At 68.4% G+C, this 25,649-nt stretch carries 21 protein-coding genes and 1 pseudogene; 11 read left to right on the top strand and 11 right to left on the bottom strand.

The genetic code is table 11. The features are described 5' to 3' along the window. Positions 1-102 precede the first annotated feature (102 nt). Positions 103-2,763, bottom strand: a complete 2,661-nt coding sequence (locus ACLJT4_RS05225; RefSeq protein WP_411121196.1) for a transglycosylase domain-containing protein — start codon at positions 2,761-2,763, stop codon at positions 103-105. 361 nt (positions 2,764-3,124) lie between these two features. On the opposite strand from ACLJT4_RS05225, the gene ACLJT4_RS05220 reads away from it, so the two are divergent. From ACLJT4_RS05220 to ACLJT4_RS05205, 4 genes are all read left to right on the top strand, one after another. Next, complete coding sequence (locus ACLJT4_RS05220; RefSeq protein ID WP_016578027.1) at positions 3,125-3,793, top strand: PadR family transcriptional regulator; 669 nt, start codon at positions 3,125-3,127, stop codon at positions 3,791-3,793. A 59-nt stretch (positions 3,794-3,852) separates the two neighbouring features. Further along, positions 3,853-4,935, top strand: a complete 1,083-nt coding sequence (locus tag ACLJT4_RS05215) for an inositol-3-phosphate synthase (RefSeq protein ID WP_411121195.1) — start codon at positions 3,853-3,855, stop codon at positions 4,933-4,935. 76 nt (positions 4,936-5,011) lie between these two features. Continuing rightward, positions 5,012-6,271, top strand: coding sequence for an MFS transporter (locus tag ACLJT4_RS05210; RefSeq protein ID WP_411121194.1), 1,260 nt, complete (start codon positions 5,012-5,014; stop codon positions 6,269-6,271). Positions 6,272-6,396: 125 nt separating this feature from the next. After that, the gene (locus tag ACLJT4_RS05205) at positions 6,397-6,996 is read left to right on the top strand and encodes a hypothetical protein (RefSeq protein ID WP_411121193.1); all 600 of its coding nucleotides are present in this window, start codon (positions 6,397-6,399) and stop codon (positions 6,994-6,996) included. Positions 6,997-7,139: 143 nt separating this feature from the next. Here ACLJT4_RS05205 and ACLJT4_RS05200 read toward each other — a convergent pair whose 3' ends face one another. Further along, a complete protein-coding gene (locus tag ACLJT4_RS05200; protein WP_411121192.1) occupies positions 7,140-8,615 on the bottom strand; it encodes a CCA tRNA nucleotidyltransferase in 1,476 nt (491 codons plus the stop codon). A 248-nt stretch (positions 8,616-8,863) separates the two neighbouring features. Between ACLJT4_RS05200 and ACLJT4_RS05195 the strand changes: the two genes are divergently transcribed. The 7 genes from ACLJT4_RS05195 (at position 8,864) to trxA (ending at position 18,583) form a co-directional block, all read left to right on the top strand. Continuing rightward, positions 8,864-11,119, top strand: a complete 2,256-nt coding sequence (locus ACLJT4_RS05195; protein WP_411121191.1) for a DUF6049 family protein — start codon at positions 8,864-8,866, stop codon at positions 11,117-11,119. Positions 11,120-11,165: 46 nt separating this feature from the next. After that, positions 11,166-13,421 carry a murein biosynthesis integral membrane protein MurJ gene (gene murJ, locus ACLJT4_RS05190; RefSeq protein WP_411121190.1) on the top strand — a complete coding sequence of 752 codons (2,256 nt, stop codon included), beginning with the start codon at positions 11,166-11,168 and terminating at the stop codon, positions 13,419-13,421. Positions 13,422-13,528: 107 nt separating this feature from the next. Next, positions 13,529-15,247: a serine/threonine protein kinase gene (locus ACLJT4_RS05185; protein WP_376172719.1), complete on the top strand. Its 1,719-nt coding sequence runs from the start codon at positions 13,529-13,531 to the stop codon at positions 15,245-15,247. Between the two features lie 189 nt (positions 15,248-15,436). Beyond that, entirely contained in the window at positions 15,437-16,132 is a 696-nt protein-coding gene (gene sigM, locus ACLJT4_RS05180) for an RNA polymerase sigma factor SigM (protein WP_275463870.1), read from the top strand. Beyond that, positions 16,129-17,118: a hypothetical protein gene (locus ACLJT4_RS05175; RefSeq protein ID WP_411121189.1), complete on the top strand. Its 990-nt coding sequence runs from the start codon at positions 16,129-16,131 to the stop codon at positions 17,116-17,118. Before sigM ends, ACLJT4_RS05175 begins: the two co-directional genes overlap by 4 nt. A 113-nt stretch (positions 17,119-17,231) precedes the next feature. Beyond that, positions 17,232-18,206 (top strand): thioredoxin-disulfide reductase, encoded by a 975-nt coding sequence (gene trxB / locus ACLJT4_RS05170; RefSeq protein WP_411121188.1) that lies wholly within the window; start codon positions 17,232-17,234, stop codon positions 18,204-18,206. A gap of 50 nt (positions 18,207-18,256) precedes the next feature. Then, positions 18,257-18,583: a thioredoxin gene (gene trxA / locus ACLJT4_RS05165; protein WP_016571638.1), complete on the top strand. Its 327-nt coding sequence runs from the start codon at positions 18,257-18,259 to the stop codon at positions 18,581-18,583. Between the two features lie 107 nt (positions 18,584-18,690). Here the strand turns inward: trxA and ACLJT4_RS05160 are convergent, their stop codons facing one another. From ACLJT4_RS05160 to rpmH, 9 genes and pseudogenes are all read right to left on the bottom strand, one after another. Continuing rightward, positions 18,691-19,308, bottom strand: coding sequence for a GNAT family N-acetyltransferase (locus tag ACLJT4_RS05160; RefSeq protein WP_233657252.1), 618 nt, complete (start codon positions 19,306-19,308; stop codon positions 18,691-18,693). Between the two features lie 308 nt (positions 19,309-19,616). Continuing rightward, positions 19,617-20,717, bottom strand: a complete 1,101-nt coding sequence (locus ACLJT4_RS05155) for a ParB/RepB/Spo0J family partition protein (RefSeq protein ID WP_411121187.1) — start codon at positions 20,715-20,717, stop codon at positions 19,617-19,619. Then, a complete protein-coding gene (locus ACLJT4_RS05150; RefSeq protein WP_411121678.1) occupies positions 20,714-21,787 on the bottom strand; it encodes a ParA family protein in 1,074 nt (357 codons plus the stop codon). The genes ACLJT4_RS05155 and ACLJT4_RS05150 overlap by 4 nt, the downstream gene beginning before the upstream one ends. Positions 21,788-22,093: 306 nt before the next feature. Then, the gene (rsmG, locus tag ACLJT4_RS05145; RefSeq protein ID WP_037632570.1) at positions 22,094-22,819 is read right to left on the bottom strand and encodes a 16S rRNA (guanine(527)-N(7))-methyltransferase RsmG; all 726 of its coding nucleotides are present in this window, start codon (positions 22,817-22,819) and stop codon (positions 22,094-22,096) included. A gap of 133 nt (positions 22,820-22,952) precedes the next feature. Beyond that, positions 22,953-23,459, bottom strand: a complete 507-nt coding sequence (locus ACLJT4_RS05140; protein ID WP_275463875.1) for a protein jag — start codon at positions 23,457-23,459, stop codon at positions 22,953-22,955. 14 nt (positions 23,460-23,473) lie between these two features. After that, entirely contained in the window at positions 23,474-24,604 is a 1,131-nt protein-coding gene (gene yidC, locus ACLJT4_RS05135; RefSeq protein ID WP_275463876.1) for a membrane protein insertase YidC, read from the bottom strand. 3 nt (positions 24,605-24,607) lie between these two features. Beyond that, entirely contained in the window at positions 24,608-24,925 is a 318-nt protein-coding gene (gene yidD, locus ACLJT4_RS05130; protein WP_006604423.1) for a membrane protein insertion efficiency factor YidD, read from the bottom strand. An 86-nt stretch (positions 24,926-25,011) separates the two neighbouring features. Next, positions 25,012-25,380 (bottom strand): annotated as a pseudogene (gene rnpA / locus ACLJT4_RS05125) (ribonuclease P protein component); the annotation flags it as partial. 23 nt (positions 25,381-25,403) lie between these two features. Continuing rightward, positions 25,404-25,541, bottom strand: a complete 138-nt coding sequence (gene rpmH, locus ACLJT4_RS05120) for a 50S ribosomal protein L34 (protein WP_009716483.1) — start codon at positions 25,539-25,541, stop codon at positions 25,404-25,406. Between the last annotated feature and the right edge of the window lie 108 nt (positions 25,542-25,649).

Raw genomic sequence — 25,649 nt, 5'->3', positions numbered from 1 at the left:
CCGGGGACGAACGCGACGAAGCCCCCGACCCGGTCGTTCGGGTCGGGGGCTTCGTGGAGCCGTGTTTCACGTGAAACGTCGGCACCGTTTCACGTGAAACGCTCAGTTGTTGCCAGAGCCCGTGGGGCCGCCGAAGATGCCACCTCCGCCGTTGTTCCCACCACCGGTCGGATCGGGCGTCGCCGGCGGCGAACCACCGGTGCCACCGCCCGGTCCACCGGGGCCACCGCCAGTGCCGCCGCCGTTGTTCCCCCCGTGGTTCTTGCAACGGACGTCCCACGGAGAACAGGTCTCGGTCGGAGTTGCGGTCGGGGTCTGCGACGGGGAGGCCGTGTTGCTCGGCGTGTCCGACGGAGTGGGCGTGGGCGTCGGCGTGGGCGTCGGCTTGGGCGTCGGCATACCGGACTCGTTGATGACCTGCCCGATCGACTGGGCCGGCGGGAAGGGCTCCGAGGCAAGCCCGTTCATCGCCTCCAGCATGTACTGCGTCCACACCTCGGTGGGCAGTGCGCCACCGTGGATCGAGTCGAAGCCACCGACCCCGTTCATGGACAGCTGGCGGGGGTTCTGCGCGTCCTCGCGGAACATGGTGATGGCCGTCGACAGCTGCTTGGTGTAGCCGACGAACCAGGCCGACTTGTTCTCGTCGGTGGTGCCCGTCTTGCCCGCGGCGGGCTTCCCCAGCTTCTTGGCCGCCTTGCCCGTACCGTTCTGGATCACGTTCTCCAGCACATCGGTGACGTTGTTGGCGATGTCCGAGTCGATCGCCGTCTGCGGCTTCGGCTTCTCGAAGCCCGGCAGCTCCTTGCCCTCGGAGACGACCTTGGTCACGGAGTAGGGCTCCACCTGCGTCCCGGAGGCGGCGAAGGTGGCGTAGGCGTCGGCCATGCGGATCGCGCTCGGCGTGGAGGTGCCCAGTGCGAAGGACGGGTTGAGGTTCCGGTCGAAGCTGGCCGGCGAGATGCCCGCGGCCTGCGCCATGTCCCGCACCTTGTCCATCCCGACGTCCATGCCGAGCTGGACGAACGGGGTGTTCACCGACTGCTCCATCGCCTTCCGCAAGGAGATGTAGCCCCAGGGGAAGTCGCTCTCGTTCACCTGGTAGAAGGGCGTGTTGTCCTTCTTGAGGACGTACGTCCCGTCCGGGTTCCTCACCTTGAGGTGGTCGTCGCCGTTGTACTTGCTGTCCGGCGAGAGCGGCTGGCCGCTGCCGACCTTGCCGTACTTCATCGCCGCGGCGAGGACGAACGGCTTCCAGGTCGAGCCGACCGGCACGCCGTAGGTGTCGGCGTTGTTGCTGAAGTGGCCCTTGTCGTAGCCCTCACCGCCGTACAGGGCCACGATCCTGCCGTCCCCCGGCACCACCGAAGCGCCACCGAACTGGACGTACTTGTCCTTTTCCGGCCGCTTCTTCAGGTTGATGTACCGGTCGTTGACCGTCTGCACCGCGGCGGCGAGCGCCTTGGTCTTCTTCTCGTCGAAGGTCGTCTGGATCGTGTAGCCGCCCTTGTCGAAGCGGGCCTCACTGATGTCCGTGTGCTTGAGGACGTACTTCTTGGCGACGTCGATCAGGTAGCCGACCTGGCCGCCCTTGCTGGCCCCAGCCTTGGGCTTCTGCGGCACGGGGAAGCCCTGGGTCTTCCACTTGGCCGCCTCCGCCGCCGACAGGTGGTTGTTCGCCACCATGCGGTCGAGGATCCACGACCAGCGCTCCTTGGCGCGGGCGGTGTTCAGCGCCGGGGTGGCGTTCGCCCCGATGCCGCCGGCCGGGTCGTACAGGTTCGCGCCCTTGAGCACCGAGGCCAGGAAGGCGGACTGACTGGCATTCAGCTGGGAGGCGTTCTTGCCGTAGTACGCCTGGGCCGCGGCCTGGATCCCGTAGGCGCCCCGACCGAAGTAGCTGGTGTTCAGGTAGCCCTGGAGGATCTCGTTCTTCGACTGCTTCCAGCCGACCTTGACCGAGATGAAGAGTTCCTTGAACTTGCGGTCCAGGGTCTGTTCCTGGCTCAGCATGGCGTTCTTCACGTACTGCTGAGTGATGGTCGAGCCGCCCTGGGTGTCGCCACCCCGCGCCATGTTGAACAGCGCGCGGAGGATGCCCATGGGGTCGACGCCGTGGTCCTTCCGGAACGAGGCGTTCTCAGCCGAGATGACCGCTTCCTGCATGGAAAGTGGGATTTCGCTGATCCCGACCACCTGGCGGTTGGTCTCGCCGTCCCGGGCCATGGTCTTGCCGTTGGCCCAGAGGTAGACGTTGTTCTGCGACCTGGCGGCCTTGTTCTCGTCGGGCACCTGCACCAGCGCGAGGCCGACGCCGGCCACCCCCACGACCAGGCCGGCGACCGCGACGCACATGCTGGCCACCTGTTTCCAGGAGGGCATCCACCGCCGCCAGCCGGTGTGGTTGGCGCGCGGGTAGTCGATGAAACGCTTCTTGGGCGGCTTGCCTCCGCCCCGACCGCGCCCCCGGCCTCCTTCTCCGCCACCGCCTCCGCCACGGCGGCCGCCGCCGTGACCGGCACCACCGCCGGACGCCATCGCCGCGGTGTCGGATCCTCGCCGACGACCGCCGCGTTGGGCGGCCCGGCGGGCCTCGGCACGTCCACCCGGCCGCGGCTGAGGCGGCTGAGGCGGCTGAGGCGTGGCCCCGGTGCCGGCACCCTGCGGAGGGGCCGCTCGGCGCCCGGAGGGTGGTGCGGCGCGTCTGGCAGCGGCACGCCCGCCACCTTGCGGCTGGGGTGGTTTGCGACGGTGCTCGCTCATGGAACGAATACTCCTCGGGCAGGCGCGCTCTCTCGTCGCCTGAAGGCGGTAGTTGTCTTCAGATCCCCCCGAAGCACGACCCGTTCCTGACGCGCGGGCCGCACTACGCCGAGGTCAGGGACGTCACGTATAGGCCCACGGTTCCCGGCAGTCTGCATGCCGCACAGACTACGCACGGCCAAAACCTGCCCAGTGTTGAAATTCACTCCAAAACAGTCAGGTTGGCTCGCACGAATAAGTGATGTGACGCCGTTCACCGTCCGACCACTTGTTCCGCCCTGGGCACCGTTCTATCGTCTGGATGTATCGAGTCGATACATCAGCACGAGATAAAGACCGCACAGGGCCTAGGAGGCGGAGGATGAGCAGGCGTTCGGGCATCCTCGAATTCGCCGTCCTCGGCCTGCTCCGGGAATCCCCGATGCACGGTTACGAGTTGCGGAAGCGGCTCAACACCTCGCTCGGGGTGTTCCGGGCGTTCAGCTACGGCACCCTCTACCCCTGCCTCAAGGCGCTCGTCGCCCACGGCTGGCTGGTGGAGGAAACGGGCGGTGACCCCGACGGGGTTCCCGCCACGGCGCTCACCGGACGCCGCGCCAAGATCGTCTACCGACTGACCCCGGCGGGCAAGGAGCACTTCGAAGAGCTGCTCAGCCACTCCGGACCGGAGGCGTGGGAGGACGAACACTTCGGTGTCCGCTTCGCGTTCTTCGGTCAGACGTCGCGAGACGTGCGGATGCGCGTGCTGGAAGGCCGCCGCAGTCGGCTGGAGGAGCGCCTGGAGAAGATGCGCACCTCCCTGGCCAGGACCCGCGAGCGGCTGGACGACTACACCCTCGAACTGCAGCGGCACGGCATGGAGTCCGTGGAACGCGAAGTGCGGTGGTTGAACGAGCTCATCGAGAGCGAGCGAGCCGGGCGCGATCAGCGCGCACCGGAGTCCACCGAGCAGGGCGAGAACGACCAGTCAGCAGATACGGGCGGCCTGCCCCGGCACCGGGGTGGTTCCCGGCCGGATCCGTCCGAATGACACCACCACATGAGGGCCTGCCCGGCAGGCCCTCATCGAGAACACAGGGAGCAACCGGAATGGGTTCGGTTCGCGTAGCCATCGTCGGCGTGGGCAACTGCGCCGCCTCGCTGGTACAGGGCGTCGAGTACTACAAGGACGCCGACCCGGACAGCCGCGTGCCCGGCCTCATGCACGTGCAGTTCGGCGACTACCACGTCCGTGACGTCGAGTTCGTCGCGGCCTTCGACGTCGACGCCAAGAAGGTCGGCCTGGACCTCTCGGACGCCATCGGCGCCAGCGAGAACAACACCATCAAGATCTGCGACGTGCCGAACGCCGGCGTCCGGGTCCAGCGCGGCCACACCCTCGACGGGCTGGGCAAGTACTACCGCGAGACGATCGAGGAGTCCCCGGAGGCCCCGGTCGACGTCGTCCAGGTCCTGAAGGACAAGCAGGTCGACGTGCTGGTCTGCTACCTCCCCGTCGGCTCCGAGGACGCGGCGAAGTTCTACGCCCAGTGCGCCATCGACGCCAAGGTCGCCTTCGTCAACGCCCTCCCGGTCTTCATCGCCGGCACCAAGGAGTGGGCGGACAAGTTCACCGAGGCCGGCGTGCCGATCGTCGGTGACGACATCAAGTCGCAGGTCGGCGCCACCATCACGCACCGCGTCATGGCCAAGCTGTTCGAGGACCGGGGCGTCGTCCTGGACCGCACCATGCAGCTGAACGTCGGCGGCAACATGGACTTCAAGAACATGCTCGAGCGCGACCGCCTGGAGTCCAAGAAGATCTCCAAGACCCAGGCCGTCACCTCCCAGATCCCCGACCGCGAGCTGGGCGAGAAGAACGTCCACATCGGCCCGTCCGACTACGTGGCCTGGCTGGACGACCGCAAGTGGGCCTACGTCCGCCTCGAAGGCCGCGCCTTCGGCGACGTCCCGCTGAACCTCGAGTACAAGCTCGAGGTCTGGGACTCCCCGAACTCCGCGGGCGTCATCATCGACGCGCTGCGCGCCGCCAAGATCGCGAAGGACCGGGGCATCGGCGGTCCGATCCTCTCCGCTTCCTCGTACTTCATGAAGTCGCCGCCGGTGCAGTACTTCGACGACGAGGCGCGGGAGAACGTCGAGAAGTTCATCCGTGGCGAGGTCGAGCGCTAACCACTCGCCCCACCCCTCTCCGCCGGCCTCCGGGTATTCCTCCCGGAGGCCGGCGGCCTGTGTGAGGCTGTGCCTCATGCATGCTGTGCGCGCTCTCCGCGTATTACTCCGGCTACGCGACTTCCGTTCGCTCCTGGCCGCACGGCTCCTCTCCCAGGCCGCCGACGGCGTGTTCCAGGCAGCGCTCGCCACCTTCGTCATCTTCTCGCCCGAGAAGCAGGCGTCCCCCGAGGCGATCGCCTCCGCCATGGCGATCCTGCTGCTGCCGTACTCCCTCCTCGGGCCGTTCACCGGTGTCCTGTTGGACCGCTGGCGCCGGCGCCAGGTCCTGCTGTACGGGAACCTGCTGCGCACCGTGCTCGCCGTGCTCACCGCGGCCCTGATCGCGATGCAGGTCCCGGACTGGCTCTTCTACGTCTCCGCCCTGTGCGTGACCGCCGTCAACCGCTTCGTCCTGGCGGGGCTGTCGGCCGCCCTGCCCCGCGTGGTCGACGGCGGACAGCAACTGGTGACGGCCAACTCCCTCGCACCCACGGCCGGCACGCTCGCCATGACAGTGGGCGGCGGGCTCGCCTTCGCCATCCGGCTGGCCGGTGCGGACCTCGACGGAGTCGTGGTCCTGCTCGCCGCGCTGCTGTACCTCTGCTCCGCCCTCACCGCCCTGCGGATGACACCGCAACTGCTCGGCCCCGACCCCACGGTCCTGCAACCGCACGTCAGGGAAGCCCTGTTGAGCACGGTGCGGGGACTCGCGGAGGGGCTCCGGCATCTCGCCGCACGCCCCACCCCGGCGGGCGCGCTCACCACGATGACGCTGGTCCGCTTCTGCTACGGCGCGCTGACGGTGATGGTGCTGATGCTGTGCCGGTACGCCTGGTCCGACACCACATCCGAGGGCCTGGCCCTGCTCGGAGTGACCGTCGCCGTGTCAGGAGCCGGATTCTTCGCGGCCGCCGTGGTCACCCCGTGGGCGGTCGGCCGGTTCACACCCTTCGGTTGGATGGCCTGCTGTGCCGTGGCAGGCGCGGTCCTCACGCCCGCACTCGGGCTGTTCTTCCGCCCGGCGCCCATGCTGGCAGCCGCGTTCGTCCTCGGCCTGGGCACCCAGGGCACCAAGATCACCACGGACACCGTAGTCCAGTCGTCCATCGACGACGCCTTCCGCGGTCGCATCTTCGCCCTCTACGACGTGCTGTTCAACGTCGCCTTCGTCGGCGCCGCCGCGGTCGCCGCCCTGATGCTGCCACCGGACGGCCGGTCCGCCGTACTGGTCGTGGTGGTCGCCGCGCTCTACGCCCTGGTCGCCGCGGCACTGATCCGCTTCGGACGCCGTTGAGCGCGGCTTCCCCCAGCGGGAACCCTCGCCCGTGCGACGCCTTCGCCGGAGCCGGTACGTTACGGACGTTGATTCACGCGCCCGGACACCTCGTTTCCGGGCACACCAATCTCGGGGGAATTCCCATGACCACGCCGCCGCAGGGGCACAACCCGTACGGCCAGAACCCATACGGACAGCAGCCGTACGGCCAGCCGCCCTATCCGCAGCAGCCTCAAGCCCCGTACGGACCGCCCCCAGGCGGTCAACCGCAGGCCGGACCGCCGCCGCAAGGCGGGTACGCCTACCCGCAGCAGCCACAGCCTCCCTACGGCCAGCAGCCGCAGCCGGGTTTCCCCCCGGCGCCGCAGCAGCCCTACATGCAGGGCGGGGCGCCCGTTCCACCGCAGAACCCCCGGCCTTCCCGTTCCCCCAAGGCGATCCTGAAGGGGGTCGTCGCGGTCGTCGGCCTGATCGTCATCGGCATCGCCTGGGTGAGTTCCTGGGACAACGCCGATACCGCCGAGGTCGGCAACTGCATGAAGAACGAGGGCAACGAGATCAAGCCCGATCTCAAGGTGGTGGACTGCGGTACGGCGGAGGCCACGTACAAGGTGCAGGCAGTCCACCCCGACACCACCGACGTCGCGCTCTGTTCCAAGAACACCACGGCCTACGCGGAGACCCAGCGCCATCGCCGGTCCTCCACCACGCGGTTCGTGCTCTGCCTTGAGCCGCTGAAGTAGCGCGGGAACGCCGAGGGGCGGTGTTTCACGTGAAACGGCCGGTCAGCTACCGGCATGTTTCACGTGAAACACCGCCCCATGGCACTGCGCCCCGTTTCACGTGAAACATCGTCGGTTTCACGGCCACGCGAGCCTCGGCCGACTCAGCTCTGAGCGGCCCACCACTCCTTGAGAGTCGCCACCGCGGCCTCGTGCTCCAACGGGCCGTGCTCCAGCCGCATCTCCAGCATGTGCTTGTACGCGTTGCCGACCTGCGGGCCGGGACCGATGCCGAGGATCTCCATGATGGCGTTGCCGTCCAGGTCCGGGCGGATCGCGTCCAGCTCTTCCTGGTCCTGAAGCAGCCTGATGCGCTCTTCCAGCCCGTCGTAGGCGCGGGACAGGGCGCCGGCCTTGCGCTTGTTGCGGGTGGTGCAGTCCGAGCGGGTCAGCTTGTGCAGGCGCCCCAGCTGCGGGCCGGCGTCCCGGACGTAGCGGCGCACCGCGGAGTCCGTCCACTCTCCGGTGCCGTACCCGTGGAAGCGCAGGTGCAGCTCCACCAGCCGCGCGACGTCCTTGATCATTTCGTTGGAGTACTTCAACGCGGTCATGCGCTTCTTGGTCATCTTCGCTCCGACCACCTCGTGGTGGTGGAAGGAGACCCGACCGTCCTTCTCGAAGCGCCGCGTCTTGGGCTTGCCGATGTCGTGCAGCAGCGCCGCCAACCGCAACACCAGATCGGGCCCGTCGTCCTCCAGGTCGATGGCCTGTTCCAGCACGGTCAGCGAGTGCTCGTAGACGTCCTTGTGACGGTGGTGCTCATCGCTCTCCAGGCGCAGTGCGGGCAGCTCGGGCAGCACCCGGTCGGCGAGCCCGGAGTCGACCAGCAGTCGCAGCCCCTTGCGCGGGTTCGGAGCCAGGATGAGCTTGTTCAGCTCGTCACGGACCCGTTCCGCGGAGACGATCTCGATGCGCTCCGCCATCGAGGTCATCGCCTCGACGACCTCGGGCGCCACCTCGAATTCCAGCTGGGCGGCGAAGCGCGCCGCCCGCATCATCCGCAGCGGGTCGTCGGAGAACGACTCCTGCGGCGTCCCCGGCGTCCGCAGCACGCGGGCCGCGAGGTCCTCCAGACCGTCGTGCGGGTCGACGAACTCCTTCTGCGGGAGCAGCACCGCCATCGCGTTGACCGTGAAGTCCCGGCGGATCAGATCGTCCTCGATCGAGTCGCCGTACGACACCTCCGGCTTGCGCGAGGTGCGGTCGTACGCCTCGGAGCGGTAGGTGGTGATCTCGATGTCGAACGAGTTCTTCTTGCAGCCGACGGTGCCGAAGGCGATGCCGACCTCCCAGACGGCGTCCGCCCACGGCCGGACGATCTTCAGTACGTCCTCCGGCCGGGCGTCCGTGGTGAAGTCCAGGTCGTTGCCGAGCCGGCCGAGCAGCGCGTCCCGGACCGATCCGCCGACCAGGGCAAGCGTGAAACCGGCCTCCTGGAAGCGGCGGGCCAGGTCGTCCGCGACGGGGGACACCCGCAGCAGTTCGCTCACGGCGCGGCGCTGCACGTGGTTCAGCGCGTCCGTCTGCTGCGGGGTCCGCTCGGGCTGCGGGGTGGGGAAGTCATCGTTGGCGTTCGGCACAACAGAAAAGGGTACGTGGCCGCGCGGCACCCGGCGTCACGTTAATAAAGGGGACAAGCGCACACGGATTTCCGGCGTAGTGATCATGTGGCGCAGTCCGCGGCACTACGGCGCGCCGGGCCTCGTTACCATTCGTGGACGCACATTCCGACGACCACTGATCACGACGAGGGACGGGCGAGCGCGTGGCCGATGCGGCAGGGTTCCAGGCGACTGAACGGCCGCGTGGCCGGTGGCTGCGAAGGACCGTGACGCTGCTCACCGGAGTGCCCCTGCTCGTGGCGTCGCTGCAGCTCCCGCAGGCGGCCACGGCGAGGGCCGACTCGGCCGGCTCCCACCCGGTCAGCGTCACGATCAACGCGATGTCCCCGGCCGCGCCCGGCAAGGACGACACGGTCACCGTCTCCGGCACACTGACCAACGACAGCAAGAACCCGATCACCGGCGCCCACGTCGGGCTCCACCGCGGGGCCGCGCTGAACGACCGCAGTTCCATCGAGGCTGTGACCAAGCGCACCGGGTACCAGCCGGGAGCCGACGGCGAGGAGATCGCCAAGCACACCGAGAAGGTCGACAGACTGGACCCGGGAGCCAGCCGGACCTTCACCGTGAACGTCCCGGTCAAGGACCTCGGCCTCAGCGCCGACGGCGTCTACCCGCTCGGGATCACCCTGTCCGGACACACGTCGAGCTCGTCGTACGACCAGGTGCTCGGCATCGACCGGACCTTCCTGCCCTGGCAGGACGCCGCCCCGGCGAAGAAGACCCAGCTCACCTACCTGTGGCCGCTGATCTCCACCACCCACCTGACGGCCGAGACCGGCGCAGACGCCCAGCAGACTCCGGTGTTCCGCAACGACGACCTGGCGGCGGAGATCGCCCCAGGCGGCCGGCTGCAGAAGATGATCGAGCTGGGCAAGAACCTCCCGGTGACCTTCGTCATCGATCCGGACCTGCTCGCGTCCGTCGAAGCGATGACCAAGACGTACCGCGTGCACGGCCCGGACGGCCCGATGGGCAAGAACCAGGCCGTCGCCATGCAGTGGCTCAACGACCTTGAGAACGCCGTGAAGGGGCACGAGGTCGTCGCCCTGCCGTTCGGCGACCCGGACCTGGCCTCGCTCGCGCACCACGGCAAGAGCGTGCCCAGTGCACTCGGCCACCTCGGTCCGGCCACCGAACTCGCCTCGAAGACGGTCGACACCATCCTGGGCGTGAAGCCACGCACCGACTTCACCTGGCCGGTGAACGGCGCCATCGACTCCTCGATCGTCGACGTCGCCACGTCGGCCGGTGCCCACAACGTCATCACCCGCAGCGACAGCCTGCGGGACGACGGCCTCTCCTACACCCCGACGGCCGCCCGGCCGATCGGCGGCGGCAACACCGCCATCGTCGCCGACACCCAGCTCTCCCGGGCCTTCGAAGGCGACATGTCGAAGTCCGGGAACGCCAGCCTGGCGATCCAGGAGTTCCTCGCCGAGGCCCAGATGATCGGCCTGGAGAACCCGGAGCAGCAGCGCAGCGTCGTCGTCGCGCCGCAGCGCATGCCCTCGGCGCCCCAGGCCCAGGCGATGGCCAGCGCGCTGCGGAACCTGGAGCAGGCCAGCTGGGTCCAGCCGACGAAGCTCGGTGACGCGGCCAAGGCCAAGCCCGACCCGAACGCCAACCGCCAGATCCCCAGCCGCTCCGCCTACCCGTCGTTCCTGCGGCGGGAGGAGCTCCCCATCGAGGCGTTCCAGCAGATCGAGGACACCCAGACCGCGCTGGACGACTTCCAGGTGGTCCTGGCCCAGCCCGAGCGCGTGGTCACCCCCTTCGGCAACGCCATAATGCGGGAGATGTCCACGTCATGGCGGGGCGACGACAAGGGGGCTGCCGCGTTCCGGACCTCGGTCCGCGGCTACCTCGGCGGCCTGACCAAGAAGGTCCGCCTGATCCCGAAGTCGGAGGCGACGCTCTCCGGGCGCAGCGCCACGATCCCGGTGACGGTCCAGAACAACCTCCTGCAGGGCGTCCAGGGCCTGACCCTGCGGCTGACCTCGTCGCAGCCCAACCGTCTGGACGTGGGCAAGAGCCAGCAGATCAAGGTGGACGGCGGGCACAGCCAGTCGTTCAAGTTCGAGACCACCGCGAACGCCAACGGTCTGGCCTGGGTGACCGCCCAGCTCTACACCGCGGACGGCAAGCCCTACGGTGAGCCGATGACGTTCCGCGTGAACGTCACCGAGATCACCGCCACTGTGATGCTCGTCATCGCCGGCGGTGTCCTCCTGCTGGTGCTCGCTGGCGTCCGGATCTACCTCCAGCGCAAGCGGGCGGCGGCCGAGGAGACCGACGACGAGGAAAACGGCGAGGACAACGGCGGTTCCGCCGCCGACGAGAAGGGCGACGACGACGGCGGCACGGGCGGCGACGCCCCCGGGCAGCCGGGTGAGCCCACGCCGGACACCGGTTCGGAGAAGTCCGGGCCGTCCGGCTCAGGTGAGAAAGTGGACCGTTGATAGACGACGGGGCCGGATGGCCGGCGACGGATGAGGTGGGGCAGCGATGAATGCGCCGTACGACGGTGACCGCGGCCGGGGCGCCCATGGCGATCCCTCGGGGGCGGTCCCTCCGACGCCGCCGCCCCCTGCGGACCAGGACCAGTACGCCCAGGACCCGTACGCGCAGAACCCCTACCGCAACGACCCGTACGCGTCGCCCGCCCCGACGGGCCAGGGTCCGACCGCCGAGCCCGGCTACGGCCAGGCCGCGCCCCCGCCGTCCCCGGGACAGCCCGCACACCCCCTGTACCAGCAGCCGCCCGGCCCGCAGCAGTGGCCGGCGCCGGCGCCCGCGGGGCCTCAGGCCCCGACCCACGATCTTTCGTACGGCGATCCCGACACGACGATGCAGTTGGCCGGAGGCGACGCGCTGACGGCCCAGGGCGCCGACGAACAGCCCGAGCGGGACGCGTTCGCCCACCTCTTCCGCGACCAGCAACAGCCCTACCAGCTGCCGCACCCCGCGCCGGGCCCCGTGGCCCCCCTGGCCCCGCAAGGGCCGCAGGCCCCACAGGCGCCACAGGCGCCGGTGGCGTCCCCCACCGGCCCGGAGCCGGTGGCGCAGCAGCTCACCGAGGAGCCCGCGCCGGAGCCCGCCCCCGTGGCGGCGGCCGGCAAGCAGTCCGGGGGCCGCGCCTCCGGACTGCTGAAGTCCAGCGCGGTGATGGCCGCCGGCACGATGGTGTCCCGGCTCACCGGCTTCGTCCGCTCGGCGCTGATCGTCGCGGCGCTCGGCGGCGCGGTGCTCGGTGACTCCTGGCAGGTCGCCTACCAGCTGCCGACGATGATCTTCATCTTGACCATCGGTGGCGGCCTGAACTCCGTCTTCGTCCCGCAGCTCGTCCGCGCGATGAAGGAGGACGAAGACGGCGGCGAGGCGTACGCCAACCGGCTCCTCACCCTGGTCGTCGTCGTCCTGGGCGTCCTGACCGTATTGGCAGTGTTCGCCGCACCGCTGTTGGTCAAGCTGGTCTCGTTCGACATCTCCAGGGATCCGGCGGCCAACGAGGTCGCGGTCGCCTTCACCCGCTACTGCGTGCCCACGATCTTCTTCATGGGCCTGCACGTCGTCATGGGGCAGATCCTCAACGCCCGCGGTCGCTTCGGCGCGATGATGTGGACCCCGGTCCTCAACAACATCGTCATGATCGCCACTTTCGGCCTGTTCATCTGGGTCTACGGCACGGCGAAGACCTCCCACATCGGCGTCACCACCATCCCCGACGAGGGCATCCGCCTGCTCGGCATCGGCACCCTCCTCGGCCTGGTGGTCCAGGCGCTGGCGATGATCCCGTACCTGCGGGACGCCGACTTCAAGCTGCGGCTCCGGTTCGACTGGCGCGGCCACGGCCTGGGCAAGGCCGCCAAGCTCGCGAAGTGGACGGTCCTGTTCGTCCTCGCCAACCAGGCCGGCGTCCTGGTCGTCACCCAGCTCTCCACCTGGGCCGGAAACACCGCGGACCGCCAGGGCCACCCGGGCACCGGCTTCATCTCCTACGCCAGCGCCCAGCTGATCTGGAACATGCCGCAGGCGATCATCACCGTCTCCGTCATGGCGGCGCTGCTGCCCCGGCTCGCACGCTCCGCCCACGACGGCGACACCGGCGCCGTCCGGGACGACATCTCCCAGGGCCTGCGGACCTCGGCCGTGGCGATCGTCCCGATCTCGTTCGGATTCCTCGCGCTCGGCATCCCGCTGTGCACGCTGGTCTACGGCTCGTCCGGCGCCGGCATCCCGATGGGCTACATGCTGATGGCCTTCGGCGTGGGCCTCATCCCGTTCTCGGTGCAGTACGTCGTCCTGCGCGCCTTCTACGCGTACGAGGACACCCGCACCCCCTTCTACAACACGGTGATCGTCGCCGGCGTCAACGCCGCGGCCTCCGCGCTCTGCTTCCTGCTCCTGCCCGCTCGCTGGGCCGTGATCGGCATGGCGGCGTCCTACGGCCTGGCGTACGTGATCGGCGTCGGCGTGGCCTGGCGCCGGCTGAGCAAGCGGATGAACGGCGACCTGGACACCGCACACGTGGTGCGGACCTACGCGCGGCTGGCCGGCGCCAGCGTCCCCGCCACGATCGTTTCCGGCGCCCTGGTGTACGTCCTGATGCAGGCACTCGGCACCGGACTCGTCGGATCACTCGCCGCCCTCATCGGCGGCGCCGCCGCACTTCTGGCCGTCTTCTACCTCGCCGCCCGAAAAATGCGGATCGAGGAGCTGAACGCCCTGGTCGGCATGGTCAGATCCAAGCTGGGACGCTGACCGGGCACAACCATCGACTGCCACCGTGTGTCGTGCATAGTGGCGGACTGTGGGCACAATTGTCTTGGCTCATTGAGCCTGCAACGGATGGGGAGGCAGGAACGACGGTGGCGGAACGGAGCACGGCTGCCGTCGACGTGGCCGACACGAGCGGCGAAGAGCCGCTGACCGCCAAGGCGGGTCAGGCCACGGACGACGGTGCGGAGGCCGAAAAGGTATCCAGCACGGAAACGGACACTGCAGGCACCGACGACAAGGGTGCCGAAGCGACCGACTCCAAGCCACCCGAACTCCACAGCGGCCACAAGCTCGCCAGACGCTACCGGCTCGAGGAGTGCGTCACCCGTCTGGACGGATTCAGCAGCTGGCGCGCCGTGGACGAGAAGCTCCGCCGGGCGGTGGGCGTGCACGTCCTGCCCGCGGACCACCCGAGGGCCCGTCCGGTTCTCTCGGCCGCCCGGGCCTCCGCCCTCCTCGGCGACCCACGCTTCGTCCAGGTCCTCGACGCCGTCGAGGACAACGACCTGGTCTACGTCGTCCACGAGTGGCTGCCGGACGCCACCGAGCTGGCGACGGTCCTCGCCAACGGGCCGCTCGAACCGCACGACGCCTACCAGCTCGTCAGCCAGGTCTCGCAGGCCATGGCCGCCGCCCACCGCGAGGGCCTGTCCCACCTGCGCCTCACGCCCAGCTCGGTGCTGCGCACGGAGTCCGGGCAGTACCGCATCCGCGGCCTGGCCGTCATGGCGGCGCTGCGCGGCATCTCCTGCGAGCACCCGCAGCGCACGGACACCGAGGCGATCGGCGCGCTGCTCTACGCCGCCCTCACCCAACGTTGGCCCTACGAGAACGACGCCTACGGTCTGACCGGCCTGCCCAAGGGCGTCGGCCTGATCGCGCCGGACCAGGTGCGCGCGGGCGTGCACCGGGGGCTGTCCGAGCTCGCCATGCGGGCCCTGGTCAACGACGGGGCCACCGCGTCCCGCCAGGAGCCGGCGTGCACCACGCCGGACGAGCTGGCCAAGGCGGTCGCCGCGATGCCGCGCATCCGTCCGCCGGAGACCGCGTTCTCGACTCCGCCGCCGTACCAGCGCACGGGGTACCAGCAGGGTTCCTATGGCCAGCCGCGGGGCCACAACGGTCAGTCGGTGCAGGCGACGCAGCCCGTCGCCGCGCCGCCGCCCCCGCTCCAGAGCCGCACCGGCAAGGCGCTGAAGTGGTCGGTGTCCGCGCTCCTGATCGCCGCGCTGGGGCTGGGCAGCTGGCAGCTGGCGGACACCCTGCTGAAGCGGGAGAACGACCAGGACAGTCCGGGGAACTCGCAGACCGCCGGCGGCGCCACGAAGCCCGACGGCAAGGCGATCAAGATCGTGGACGGCGCCGAGTACTACCCCGACGGGCAGCCGCAGCACCCCGACGAGGCGCGGGACACCTACGACAGGGACCCCTCGACCTACTGGCGCAGCAAGAGCTACCGCGAGGGCCCCGATCTGAACCCGGCCTTCAAGAAGGGCGTCGGGCTGGTCTATGACCTCGGCTCGAAGCAGCGGATAAGCACCGCGTCCATCGGGCTGCACTACACCGGTGACCACACGACGGTGACGCTCTACGCGGCCGATTCCCTCTCACCGTCCGAGCCGCTGAGCTCCATGCAGGAGCTCGGTACGGCCAAGACCTCGGGAGGAACGGCCAAGGTCACGCTCAAGACCCCCGCGAAGACGCGCTACGTCGTCGTGTGGATCACAGCGATGCCCTATTCACCGCAGGACACCTACAGCGGCGCCGGCTACAAGCAGGGCGTGACCGAGGTGTCCTTCACCAGCTGAGCACGCGCACTCCCCGAGGGGCGTGGATACGGCAGTCGAACGGCCGCAAGGCCGCACCGGCTCCCGTATCCACGCCCCTCTGCACACGTAGATCATCTCCGCTCGCCGAGGTGCCTCTCCCAGCATTTACATTCGTCATCGGGCGGGCTTCAATGGGACCGAGATCAGACAGCTACGGCCGGGGGGCCCGTGTCCACCGACAGCGACAAGGCTTCAACACCAACCGACGCTGATCTCCTTGCGCTGCACGTGAAAGGTGACCCCGACGCGTTCGGGGAGATCGTCCGCCGCCACCGCGACCGGCTGTGGGCCGTGGCCTTACGGACCCTCGGTGATCGCGAAGAGGCAGCTGATGCCGTTCAGGACGCACTCGTCTCCGCTTATCGCGCCGCACACTCGTTCCGCGGTCAATCCGCCGTGACGACCTGGCTTCATCGCATCACCGTCAACGCCTGCCTCGACCGGGCCCGCAAGGCAGCCTCGCGCCGCACCTCACCGGTCGCCGAAACAGAGCGACTGGAACAGCTCCTCGAACCCGAAGAATCCGCGGCACTCCCGGCGGAACGGGAAGACCTCCACCGCGAAGTCCTCGTCGCGCTGCGCACCCTCCCCGAGGAGCAGCGTGCCGCGCTCGTACTCGTCGACATGCAGGGATATTCGGTCGCGGAGACCGCTGAGATCCTCGGCGTACCGACCGGAACGGTGAAGAGCCGCTGCTCACGAGGCCGAGCTCGGCTCCTGCCCTTGGTCACCCATCTGCGCGGCGACGGCGGGGGTAGCAATCCCGCGGCCGGGGGAAGGAACCGGGCGCAGGGGCCATCCGTCCCACCGACGGCAGGACCGAAGGGCACAGATGCCGTGAAGGGCGGAGGTGGGCGAGCGTGACGTCGACAACCGGCGCGGGCGAGCACCCGGAGGTCTCCGAGATCTCCGATCTCACGGACGGGTTGCTCTCCCCCTCACGCACCGCGGATCTAGAGGACCACCTGGCTAGCTGCGCATTGTGCGAAGACGTACGTGTGTCCCTGGACGAGATCCGAGGACTCCTCGGCACGCTCCCCGGTCCGACGCGGATGCCGGCCGATGTCGCTGAGCGCATCGATGCCGCCCTCGCCGCCGAGGCGCTCCTGGATGCCGTCACCTCCGAGGGCGAGCCTCTCGTTTCACGTGAAACATCGCCGAGCCACGCTTCCGTTTCACGTGAAACATCGACCGAACCGGTGCCGGTTTCACGTGAAACATCGGCCGCGCCCTCCCCTGTTTCACGTGAAACCAGCGGGCAGGCAGCCGCCCCTACCACCCCGTCCGTATCGCCGGGCAGGCGAGCCCGCGGCACATCTGGGCCCGGCCGCCAAACGCCAGGGCGCCGTACGTCACGCTCCCGACGATGGCCACGGGTTCTGCTCGGCTCGGCGGCTGCCGCCGCGGTGCTCAGCGTCGGTGGGCTGCTGATCCAGAGCGGCGGCAACGGCGGCGTTGAAGCCACCAGGCAGAACAGTTCCGCCTCAGCCCGCGGAGAATCCCCATCGGGACTGACGGTCGCGACGCTCGGGACGGACGTCCACAAGCTGCTTGCCACGAAGAAGTCTCAGCAAGCGCCGGAGATCGGCACCCGCAGCTCTCCCGAGACACCCTTCCGAGGCGAGGCGGACACCGTCCCGTCGTGTGTACGCCAGGGCATCGGTCGCCCCGAGAAGCCGCTGGCCGCCACGCGCAGCGTCTATGAGGGCAAGGACGCGTTCCTGGTGGTGCTGCCGCATCCGTCCGACCCGAAGAGCGTGTCCGCCTACGTCGTCACCGCTTCCTGTATCTCCAGCAGTCCGCCGGCTCCGGGGAAGGTCCTCCTGACCCACTCGTATCGACGAGACTGAACGCCGGCACGTGCGCTGTGGCACTCCGGGAATGCTCGCCCCTTAGGATCCGTTGGGTGGGGTGAGAGTTCCGAGACCCCAGCAAGCCGTCGGCAGAGACAAGGAAGACACCCGTGAGCGACGTCCGCAACGTGATCATCATCGGCTCCGGGCCCGCGGGCTATACCGCAGCGCTCTACACCGCCCGCGCGTCCCTGAAGCCGCTCGTCTTCGAAGGCGCCGTCACCGCCGGTGGCGCACTGATGAACACCACTGACGTGGAGAACTTCCCCGGCTTCCGCGACGGCATCATGGGTCCGGATCTGATGGACAACATGCGCGCCCAGGCCGAACGCTTCGGCGCCGAGCTGGTGCCGGACGACATCGTCTCGGTCGACCTCACCGAGGAGATCAAGACCGTCACCGACACCATGGGCAAGGTCCACCACGCCAAGGCGGTCATCATCGCCACCGGCTCCCAGCACCGCAAGCTCGGCCTGCCGCGCGAGGACGAGCTGTCCGGTCGTGGCGTCTCCTGGTGCGCGACCTGCGACGGGTTCTTCTTCAAGGACCAGGACATCGCCGTGATCGGCGGTGGCGACACCGCGATGGAGGAGGCCACCTTCCTCTCGCGCTTCGCCAAGTCCGTCACGGTCGTCCACCGCCGCGACGCGCTGCGGGCGAGCAAGGCGATGCAGGAGCGTGCCTTCGCCGACCCGAAGATCAAGTTCGTGTGGGACAGCGAGGTCGCCGAGGTCCACGGCGAGAACAAGCTCTCCGGCCTGACGCTGCGCAACGTCAAGACGGGCGAGACTTCCGAGCTTCCGGTCACCGGCCTCTTCATCGCGATCGGCCACGACCCGCGGACCGAGCTCTTCAAGGGCCAGCTGAACCTCGACGACGAGGGTTACCTCAAGGTCGATGCGCCCAGCACTCGCACAAACCTCGCGGGCGTCTTCGCGGCCGGTGACGTCGTCGACCACACCTACCGCCAGGCGATCACCGCTGCTGGCACGGGCTGCTCCTCGGCCCTTGATGCCGAGCGGTTCCTCGCGGCGCTCTCCGACGGTGAGGCCACGGCCGAGCCGGAGAAGACCGCTTCCGCCTGACCCGCGCACCACACAGCTTTTCCCATCACCCACCCAGTAAGGAGATTGCCATGGCCGGCGCCACGGTGACCGTCACGGACGCCAACTTCGAAGAGGTCGTCCTCAAGAGCGACAAGCCCGTTCTCGTGGACTTCTGGGCCACCTGGTGCGGCCCGTGCCGCCAGATCGCCCCGTCCCTGGAGGCCATTGCCGCCGAGCACGACGAGATCGTCATCGCCAAGCTCAACACCGACGAGAACCCGGCCACCACCGCCAAGTACGGCGTCATGTCGATCCCGACCATGAACGTCTACCAGGGCGGCGAGGTCGTGAAGACCATCGTCGGTGCCAAGCCGAAGGCCGCCATCGAGCGCGACCTGGCGGACTTCCTCGCCTGAGGCACGACGTCACGTTTCACGTGAAACAGGCCCGCCCCTTCGTGGGGGCGGGCCTGTTTCACGTGAAACACCTGGCGATGTTTCACGTGAAACATCGCTGCGGCCGCCTACAACGGTCGGAGCGCGGGCTCCTTCTGCACGGCTCCGAGCAGACGGTCCAGCGCAAGCTCGACGTCTTCCTTCCACGAGATCGTGGTTCGTAGCTCAAGCCGCAACCGGGGAAACCGGGGATGCGGGCGCACGGTCTTGAAGCCCACGGCCAGAAGATGATCGGCGGGCAGCACACACGCCGGCTCGGTCCAGCGCGCGTCACCGAACGCTTCGATCGCCTTGAAGCCCCGCTGGATGAGATCCTTGGCCACCGTCTGGACCATCACCCGCCCGAGCCCCTGCCCCTGGTAGCCAGGAGTCAGCCACGCCGTCAGCAACTGCACCGCATCCGGTGACACCGGGCTCGTGGGGAAGGCCGTGGAGCGCGGGACGTAAGCCGGCGGGGCGTACATGACGAATCCAGCCGGCACATCGTCGACGTAGACGACGCGCCCGCACGATCCCCACTCCAGCAGTACCGCTGAGATCCAGGCTTCCTTCTCCAGCTCTGGACGTCCCGCCTTTACCGCGGCCTCGCCGCTGACGGGGTCGAGCTCCCAGAAGACGCAGGAGCGACAGCGCTTGGGGAGATCTGGAAGGTTGTCCAGCGTGAGCGGTACGAGCCGACGGCCCATGGAACCAGGTCCTCGCTTCCCTCGCCTGCCGCACCGCGCAGTGCTGTCAGCGCCACCTGCTCCCTGAGCAGACCACCAACGAACCCTCCGAGGGCTGCGAGGCCGAACCCCGCCACCAGCAGTCCGGTGCGGCTCACTGATCGCATGGCCCTCTCCTCGATGTGAGGTCTCTCCACGTGGATGCGTGCCATACCCGATCGCATCGTATCCACCCTTTATGGGCGCGGGTACTGCCAGAAAGCAAAGGGCGAGCCGTGTTCCGGTATCAGTCTCCGGAACACGGCTCGCCCCGAGCCTCACACGTCAGGTCACTGTTCGTCGGCGCCCTCGTCGGCCGACGTGCTTCCCATGACGGAGCCCTCGCCCGGAGCAAGGGTGCCGAGGATGCGTTCCAGGTCCTCCATCGAGGCGAACTCGACGACGATCTTCCCCTTCTTCTGGCCAAGGTCGACCTTCACCCGGGTTTCGAAGCGGTCGGACAGACGGGAAGCCAGGCCGGTGAGCGCGGGGGAGACCCGAGCACCCGCCCGGGGCTTCTTCGCCTTGCCAGCGCTCGTGGGGCTCGACCCCATGAGCGTCACGATCTCCTCGACGGACCGGACCGAAAGCCCCTCCGCCACGATCCGGCGCGCGAGGTTGTCCTGCTCCTCCGGATCGTCCAGCGACAGCAGAGCCCTGGCGTGTCCCGCGGAGAGGACTCCTGCCGCGAGCCTCTTCTGCACCGAAGGCGACAGCCTCAGCAGCCGGAGCGTATTGGTGACCTGCGGTCGCGAACGCCCGATCCGGTCGGCCAACTCGTCATGGGTGCACTTGAAGTCCTGCAGCAACTGGTCGTAGGCAGCGGCCTCTTCCAGAGGGTTCAGTTGAGCCCGGTGCAGGTTCTCCAACAGCGCGTCGAGCAGCAACCGCTCGTCTTCGGTGGCGCGCACGATCGCCGGGATCTTCTCGAGCCCGGCTTCTCGGCAGGCTCGCCAGCGTCGCTCGCCCATGATGAGCTCGTAGCGCCCCGGCGCCGTCTGACGGACCACGACCGGCTGGAGCAGGCCCACCTCCTTGATGGAGGTGACCAATTCGGCGAGGGCGTCCTCGTCGAAGACTTCGCGCGGCTGCCGCGGGTTGGGCCGGATGGCATCCAGCGGCACTTCGGCGAAGTGTGCGCCGGCCACCTCAGCCGGAAGATCGCTCGCGCTCTGCGTACCCGCCGGCGCCTCTGTTTCACGTGAAACACCGGGCGTCGGCAGCGAGGCCACCTTGGCGGCCGCCACTCCGCGGTCCGGTGCCAGAACCGGTCCGGACGACGGTGACGTGGTTCCCCGTCCTACCACCGGCCCGGACTGGTCCGTGCCCTGCGGTGCGGCGGGGATCAGCGCACCCAGCCCGCGGCCCAGCCCCCTGCGTCGTTCACTCACTGAGTCCCCTCCGAGATGGTGTGCTGTGCTTGGTAGTTCACACTCAGGCCCTGCTCTCCGGGCTGCTGGGGAGCCCCCCGGAGCGCAATCTCCCTGGCTGCTTCGAGGTACGAGAGCGCACCGCTGGATCCCGGGTCATAGGTGAGCACCGTCTGTCCGTAGCTGGGCGCTTCCGAGATGCGTACCGAGCGGGGGATGCTCGTCCGGAGCACCTCATTGCCGAAGTGGCTGCGCACCTCGTCGGCAACCTGTGAGGCAAGACGGGTACGTCCGTCGTACATGGTGAGCAGGATGGTCGAGACGTGGAGCTTGGGGTTGAGATGCCCCCGCACCAGTTCGACGTTCCGCAGCAACTGCCCCAGACCTTCGAGCGCGTAGTACTCGCACTGAATCGGAATCAGCACCTCGGCGCCGGCGACCAACGCATTGACGGTCAACAGGCCGAGCGAGGGCGGGCAGTCGATGAGGATGTAGTCCAGGGGCTGTTCATACGCCTTGATGGCGCGGTCCAACCGGCTTTCGCGTGCCACCAGCGAGACCAGCTCGATCTCGGCACCGGCCAGGTCGATGGTGGCGGGGGCGCAGAAGAGCCCCTCCACTTCCACCACCGGCTGCACGACGTCGGAGAGCGGCTTGCTCTCGACCAGCACGTCGTAGATGGAGGGCACTTCGGCGTGATGGTCGATCCCCAGGGCTGTCGACGCATTGCCCTGCGGGTCGAGGTCGATCACCAACACCCGAGCTCCGTGCAGCGCCAGTGACGCCGCGAGGTTCACGGTGGTGGTGGTCTTGCCGACCCCGCCCTTCTGATTGGCGACCACCATGACGCGGGTCGCTTCGGGACGAGGCAACCCCTCGCCTACGCGGCCCATGGCCCCTACCGCCAGCTGCGCTGCGCGACCTACCGGTGTGTTGTCCATCAGGGGCGGCGTTTCACGTGAAACGTCGTCCCCGAACGACTCGTTGCGGGGACCGGGGACCGGATCGGTCATCGGTCCCGCGATGTTGGCGTCGGACCGCAAGGATTCACTCTCCTCGACATCAGGCTCACAATGGTGAGAGCCTGCCATGCTTTCGGTATCGCGAACCAGTGAGGTCCGTTCTCCTGTGGATGAACCCGCCCCTGTGGATACTTTCGTGACCCGTGTGGGTTTCCGGTCGTGCGGCTCGGCAGCCGCACGACCGCGGCTGATGATCCCTTGCAGCAGAGAACGACGTTTCACGTGAAACACGATGCCAGCGCCGCGTCCGAATAAGCCGCGACACTCCGTCTTGTGGCTTTTTGTGGCACCTGCGGAATTCGCCCTTTCTGCTATTCCGTGGACGCCTACGCCCACCACGGACCAGCAGATCAGGGCCCCTTCCTCAGTCCACCATCAGCGTCGGCGCCCCCGCGACACCCGGCTGGTACGCGCCGCCTTCGCCCGCTTCGCGGCGAAGCGCACCCCACCGGGGCTCTCTCCCACCTCGACGCGCACCACGGTCGACGGCGGATCCACCACACCCTCGCCGACGTGCACGACGGAGGTGTCCACCACACCGAGCTTGCTCAGCGCTGCACGGGCCGACTTGAGCTCCTCCTCCGCGGTGTCGCCCTTGAGCGCCAGCATCTCGCCGTAGGGACGCAGCAGCGGCACCCCCCAGCCGGCCAGCCGGTCGAGCGGCGCGACGGCTCGCGCGGTCACCACATGCACCTGCGGAAGCTTGCCCATGACTTCTTCCGCACGGCCGCGCACCACCGTGACATGGTCCAGTCCGAGCAGCTCGACGACCTCCTGAAGGAAGTTCGTCCGCCGCAGCAGCGGCTCCAGGAGCGTGATCTTGAGGTCCGGGCGCACCAGCGCCAGGGGAATGCCGGGCAGCCCGGCACCCGAACCCACGTCACACACCGAGACGCCCTGAGGGACCACCTCGGAAAGCACCGCGCAGTTCAGCAGGTGCCGCTCCCACAGCCGCGGCACCTCGCGCGGACCGATCAGCCCGCGCTTCACGCCCGCATCGGCGAGCAGCTCGCCGTACCGCACGGCCTCCGGAAAGCGCTCGCCGAATACCTCCTGCGCCGTTTTCGGCGCGGGAGGGAGCTCCGCTGATGCCTCGGTCACGGGAACCGCCCTTCCTCTGGACTGCTTTTCCTGCCGGGAACCCGGCGTTACGACCGGGGATAACACAGAAGGCTGACAAGTTTTGGCCCCGCCTGCGAGCAGACGGGGCCAAAGAAAGACTGAGCGCGAGGCGTCAGGCCGGGAGAACAACCACGCAGCGCTGCGGTTCCTCGCCCTCGGACTCGCTTCGCAGGCCGGCCGCTGCCACCGCGTCGTGCACGACCTTGCGCTCGAACGGCGTCATCGGGTCAAGCTTCACGGGCTGGCCAGTGCTCTTGGCTTCCTCCGCCGCACTCGTACCGACCTTGGCGAGCTCCTCGCGCTTGCGCGCCCGGAAGCCGGAGATGTCCAACATCAGACGGCTGCGGTCGCCGGTCTCACGGTGCACCGCGAGCCGCGTCAGCTCCTGGAGCGCCTCCAGCACCTCGCCGTCACGGCCCACCAGCTTCTGCAGATCGCGGCTGTCCGAGTCGCCGACGATCGACACCGAGGCACGGTCCGCCTCGACGTCCATGTCGATGTCACCGTCGAGGTCCGCAATGTCCAGCAGGCCCTCGAGGTAGTCGGCGGCGATCTCGCCTTCCTGCTCCAAGCGGGTAAGGGTGTCGGTGCCCTTGGCGCCAGGGGTCGTGTCCGTCACGTAAGGACTCCTTCTTACTTCTTGGACGGGTGCTTGGGGCGCTGCTGGCCCTTGCGCTGCCCGGACTTGGTGTTACGGGATCCGGAGGCGCCGCCCTTGGCGGGCGTACCACCCTTTTCCTTGGCGTCCTGCGAAGCCTCGCTACTGCCCGCCGTAGAACTCGCCCGCGTGCGGTTCTGCGCGGACCCGGTCGGTGCACTGGTACCGGCACCGGCACCGCCCTGACGCTTGGCCTTGGTCTGCCGCTTGGGCTGCTGGCGGTTCTGGCGCGCCTCCTCGGCGGCCTCCTTCGCTGCGACCTCGGCCGGGCTCTCGACCAGCTTGCCCTGGGCGCGCAGCCGCTCCTGACGCTCGGTGAACGCCTTGCTGCCCGGGGTGGGGTTGCGGCGGATGACGAACATCTGCTGGCCCATGGTCCACACGTTGGTGGTCAGCCAGTAGACGAGGACACCGACGGGGAAGTTGATGCCGAAGACGGCGAACATGACCGGGAAGACGTACATCAGCATCTTCTGCTGCTGCATGAACGGCGTCTTCACCGTCAGGTCGACGTTCTTCGTCATCAGCTGGCGCTGGGTGTAGAACTGCGACGCCGACATCAGGACGATCATGATGACCGTGACCACGCGGACGTCGGTCACCGAAGCGCCGAGGCTCTGGATCTTCTCCGCGCTGTCCATGAACTTCGCCGCGAGCGGCGCACCGAAGATGTGCGCCTTCTGCGCGCTCGCCAGGAGCGTCGGGTCGATGAAGCCGACGGTCTTGTTCTGCGCGATGTGGCTGAGGACCTGGTACAGGGAGATGAAGAACGGGGACTGCGCCAGGATCGGGAGACAGCTCGAGAGCGGGTTGGTGCCCGACTCCTTGTAGAGCTTCATCATCTCTTCGGACTGGCGCTGCTTGTCGCTCTTGTAACGCTCCTGGATCGCCTTCATCTTCGGCTGGAGCGCCTGCATGTTCCGCGTCGACTTGATCTGCTTCACGAAGAGCGGGATCAGGCAGATACGGATCAGCACCACCAGCGAGACGATGGACAGACCCCACGCAGCTCCACTGTTCGCGTCAAAGATCAAACTGTAGAACGAGTGGAACTGGACGATGATCCAGGAAACTGCGTAATAAAGAGGACTGAGGATCGTGTCCACGAATCAGGCTCCTTGGGCGTTGGGCTGAGTCTCGGGCTGGGCGACAGGCTCAGGGACGGTGGGCCCGCCCAGACGGCTCCTCAGCCGCTGATGCCAAACCGGACGCTTCCGGGGAGGGACGTGGTCGACGCCACCGAGCGACCACGGGTTGCACCGCAGAATGCGCCAGGCGGTCAGCGCAGTCCCCTTCACCGCGCCGTGCCGGTCGATGGCCGTGTAGCCATAGTGCGAACACGACGGGTAGTACTTGCAGACCGGGCCCAACAGAGGGCTGATGGTCCACTGGTAGATCTTGATCAAAAGCAGCAGCGGGTACTTCACTGTGCGCTCCCTCCCGGGTCCCGTCCGGGCTTCCCGGGGCCAGCGGCGCGGCCGCCGTCGGTCACCGCCCCGGTGGGATTGCAGCCTTTCGGCGCCCCTCCCAGCAGCCGCTCGACGGCGGCGTCCAGGTCGCGGGCCAGTTGGTCGTACTCCGCCTCACCCGCGCCGGGCAGGGCCCGTACCACAACCAGGCTACCGGCGGGCAGCCGGTCCAGCCGGTCGCGCACGAGATGGCGCAGTCTCCGCTTGACCTTGGTGCGGACGACGGCTCCGCCAACGGCCTTGCTCACGACGAAACCCGCACGCGCTGGGGGAACACTTCCCCCAGCTGCGTGCGGGTCCGTTGCGCCGTTACGACAGTGCACTACGAGGAGCGGGCGGCCGGCCCTGCGTCCCCGGCGTACCGCGGTCGCGAAGTCCTCGCGCCGCCTCAGCCGATGTTCGGTAGGCAGCACGTCATGGACCTAGGTCAGGCTGCTCAGGCCGACAGGCGGCCGCGGCCCTTGCTACGGCGCGACGCGAGAATCGCGCGGCCGGCACGGGTCCGCATGCGCAGGCGGAAGCCGTGGGTCTTCGCGCGACGACGGTTGTTCGGCTGGAAGGTGCGCTTGCTCACTCGGGGGCTCCAGGAAACTTGTTGTCTCAGAGAGACAGATTTGTGGGGCGTCGACTGGCTGTCACCGTGCGCCCACGAGTAGCTCGCCACGCCCGAGTGCACCGCTAC

This window comes from Streptomyces sp. x-19 (genome assembly GCF_046549115.1).
GTDB lineage: Bacteria > Actinomycetota > Actinomycetes > Streptomycetales > Streptomycetaceae > Streptomyces > Streptomyces albulus_C.
Note: the sequence above shows the minus strand (reverse complement) of the source record. Positions and strands in the feature narration are given on the sequence as shown.

Coding starts and splice junctions, on each gene's coding strand:
- ACLJT4_RS05225 (WP_411121196.1), bottom strand. CDS start 2,763: ATGAGCGAGCACCGTCGCAAACCACCCCAGCCGCAAGGTGGCGGGCGT.
- ACLJT4_RS05220 (WP_016578027.1), top strand. CDS start 3,125: ATGAGCAGGCGTTCGGGCATCCTCGAATTCGCCGTCCTCGGCCTGCTC.
- ACLJT4_RS05215 (WP_411121195.1), top strand. CDS start 3,853: ATGGGTTCGGTTCGCGTAGCCATCGTCGGCGTGGGCAACTGCGCCGCC.
- ACLJT4_RS05210 (WP_411121194.1), top strand. CDS start 5,012: ATGCATGCTGTGCGCGCTCTCCGCGTATTACTCCGGCTACGCGACTTC.
- ACLJT4_RS05205 (WP_411121193.1), top strand. CDS start 6,397: ATGACCACGCCGCCGCAGGGGCACAACCCGTACGGCCAGAACCCATAC.
- murJ (WP_411121190.1), top strand. CDS start 11,166: ATGAATGCGCCGTACGACGGTGACCGCGGCCGGGGCGCCCATGGCGAT.
- trxA (WP_016571638.1), top strand. CDS start 18,257: ATGGCCGGCGCCACGGTGACCGTCACGGACGCCAACTTCGAAGAGGTC.
- ACLJT4_RS05160 (WP_233657252.1), bottom strand. CDS start 19,308: ATGGGCCGTCGGCTCGTACCGCTCACGCTGGACAACCTTCCAGATCTC.
- ACLJT4_RS05150 (WP_411121678.1), bottom strand. CDS start 21,787: ATGGCAGGCTCTCACCATTGTGAGCCTGATGTCGAGGAGAGTGAATCC.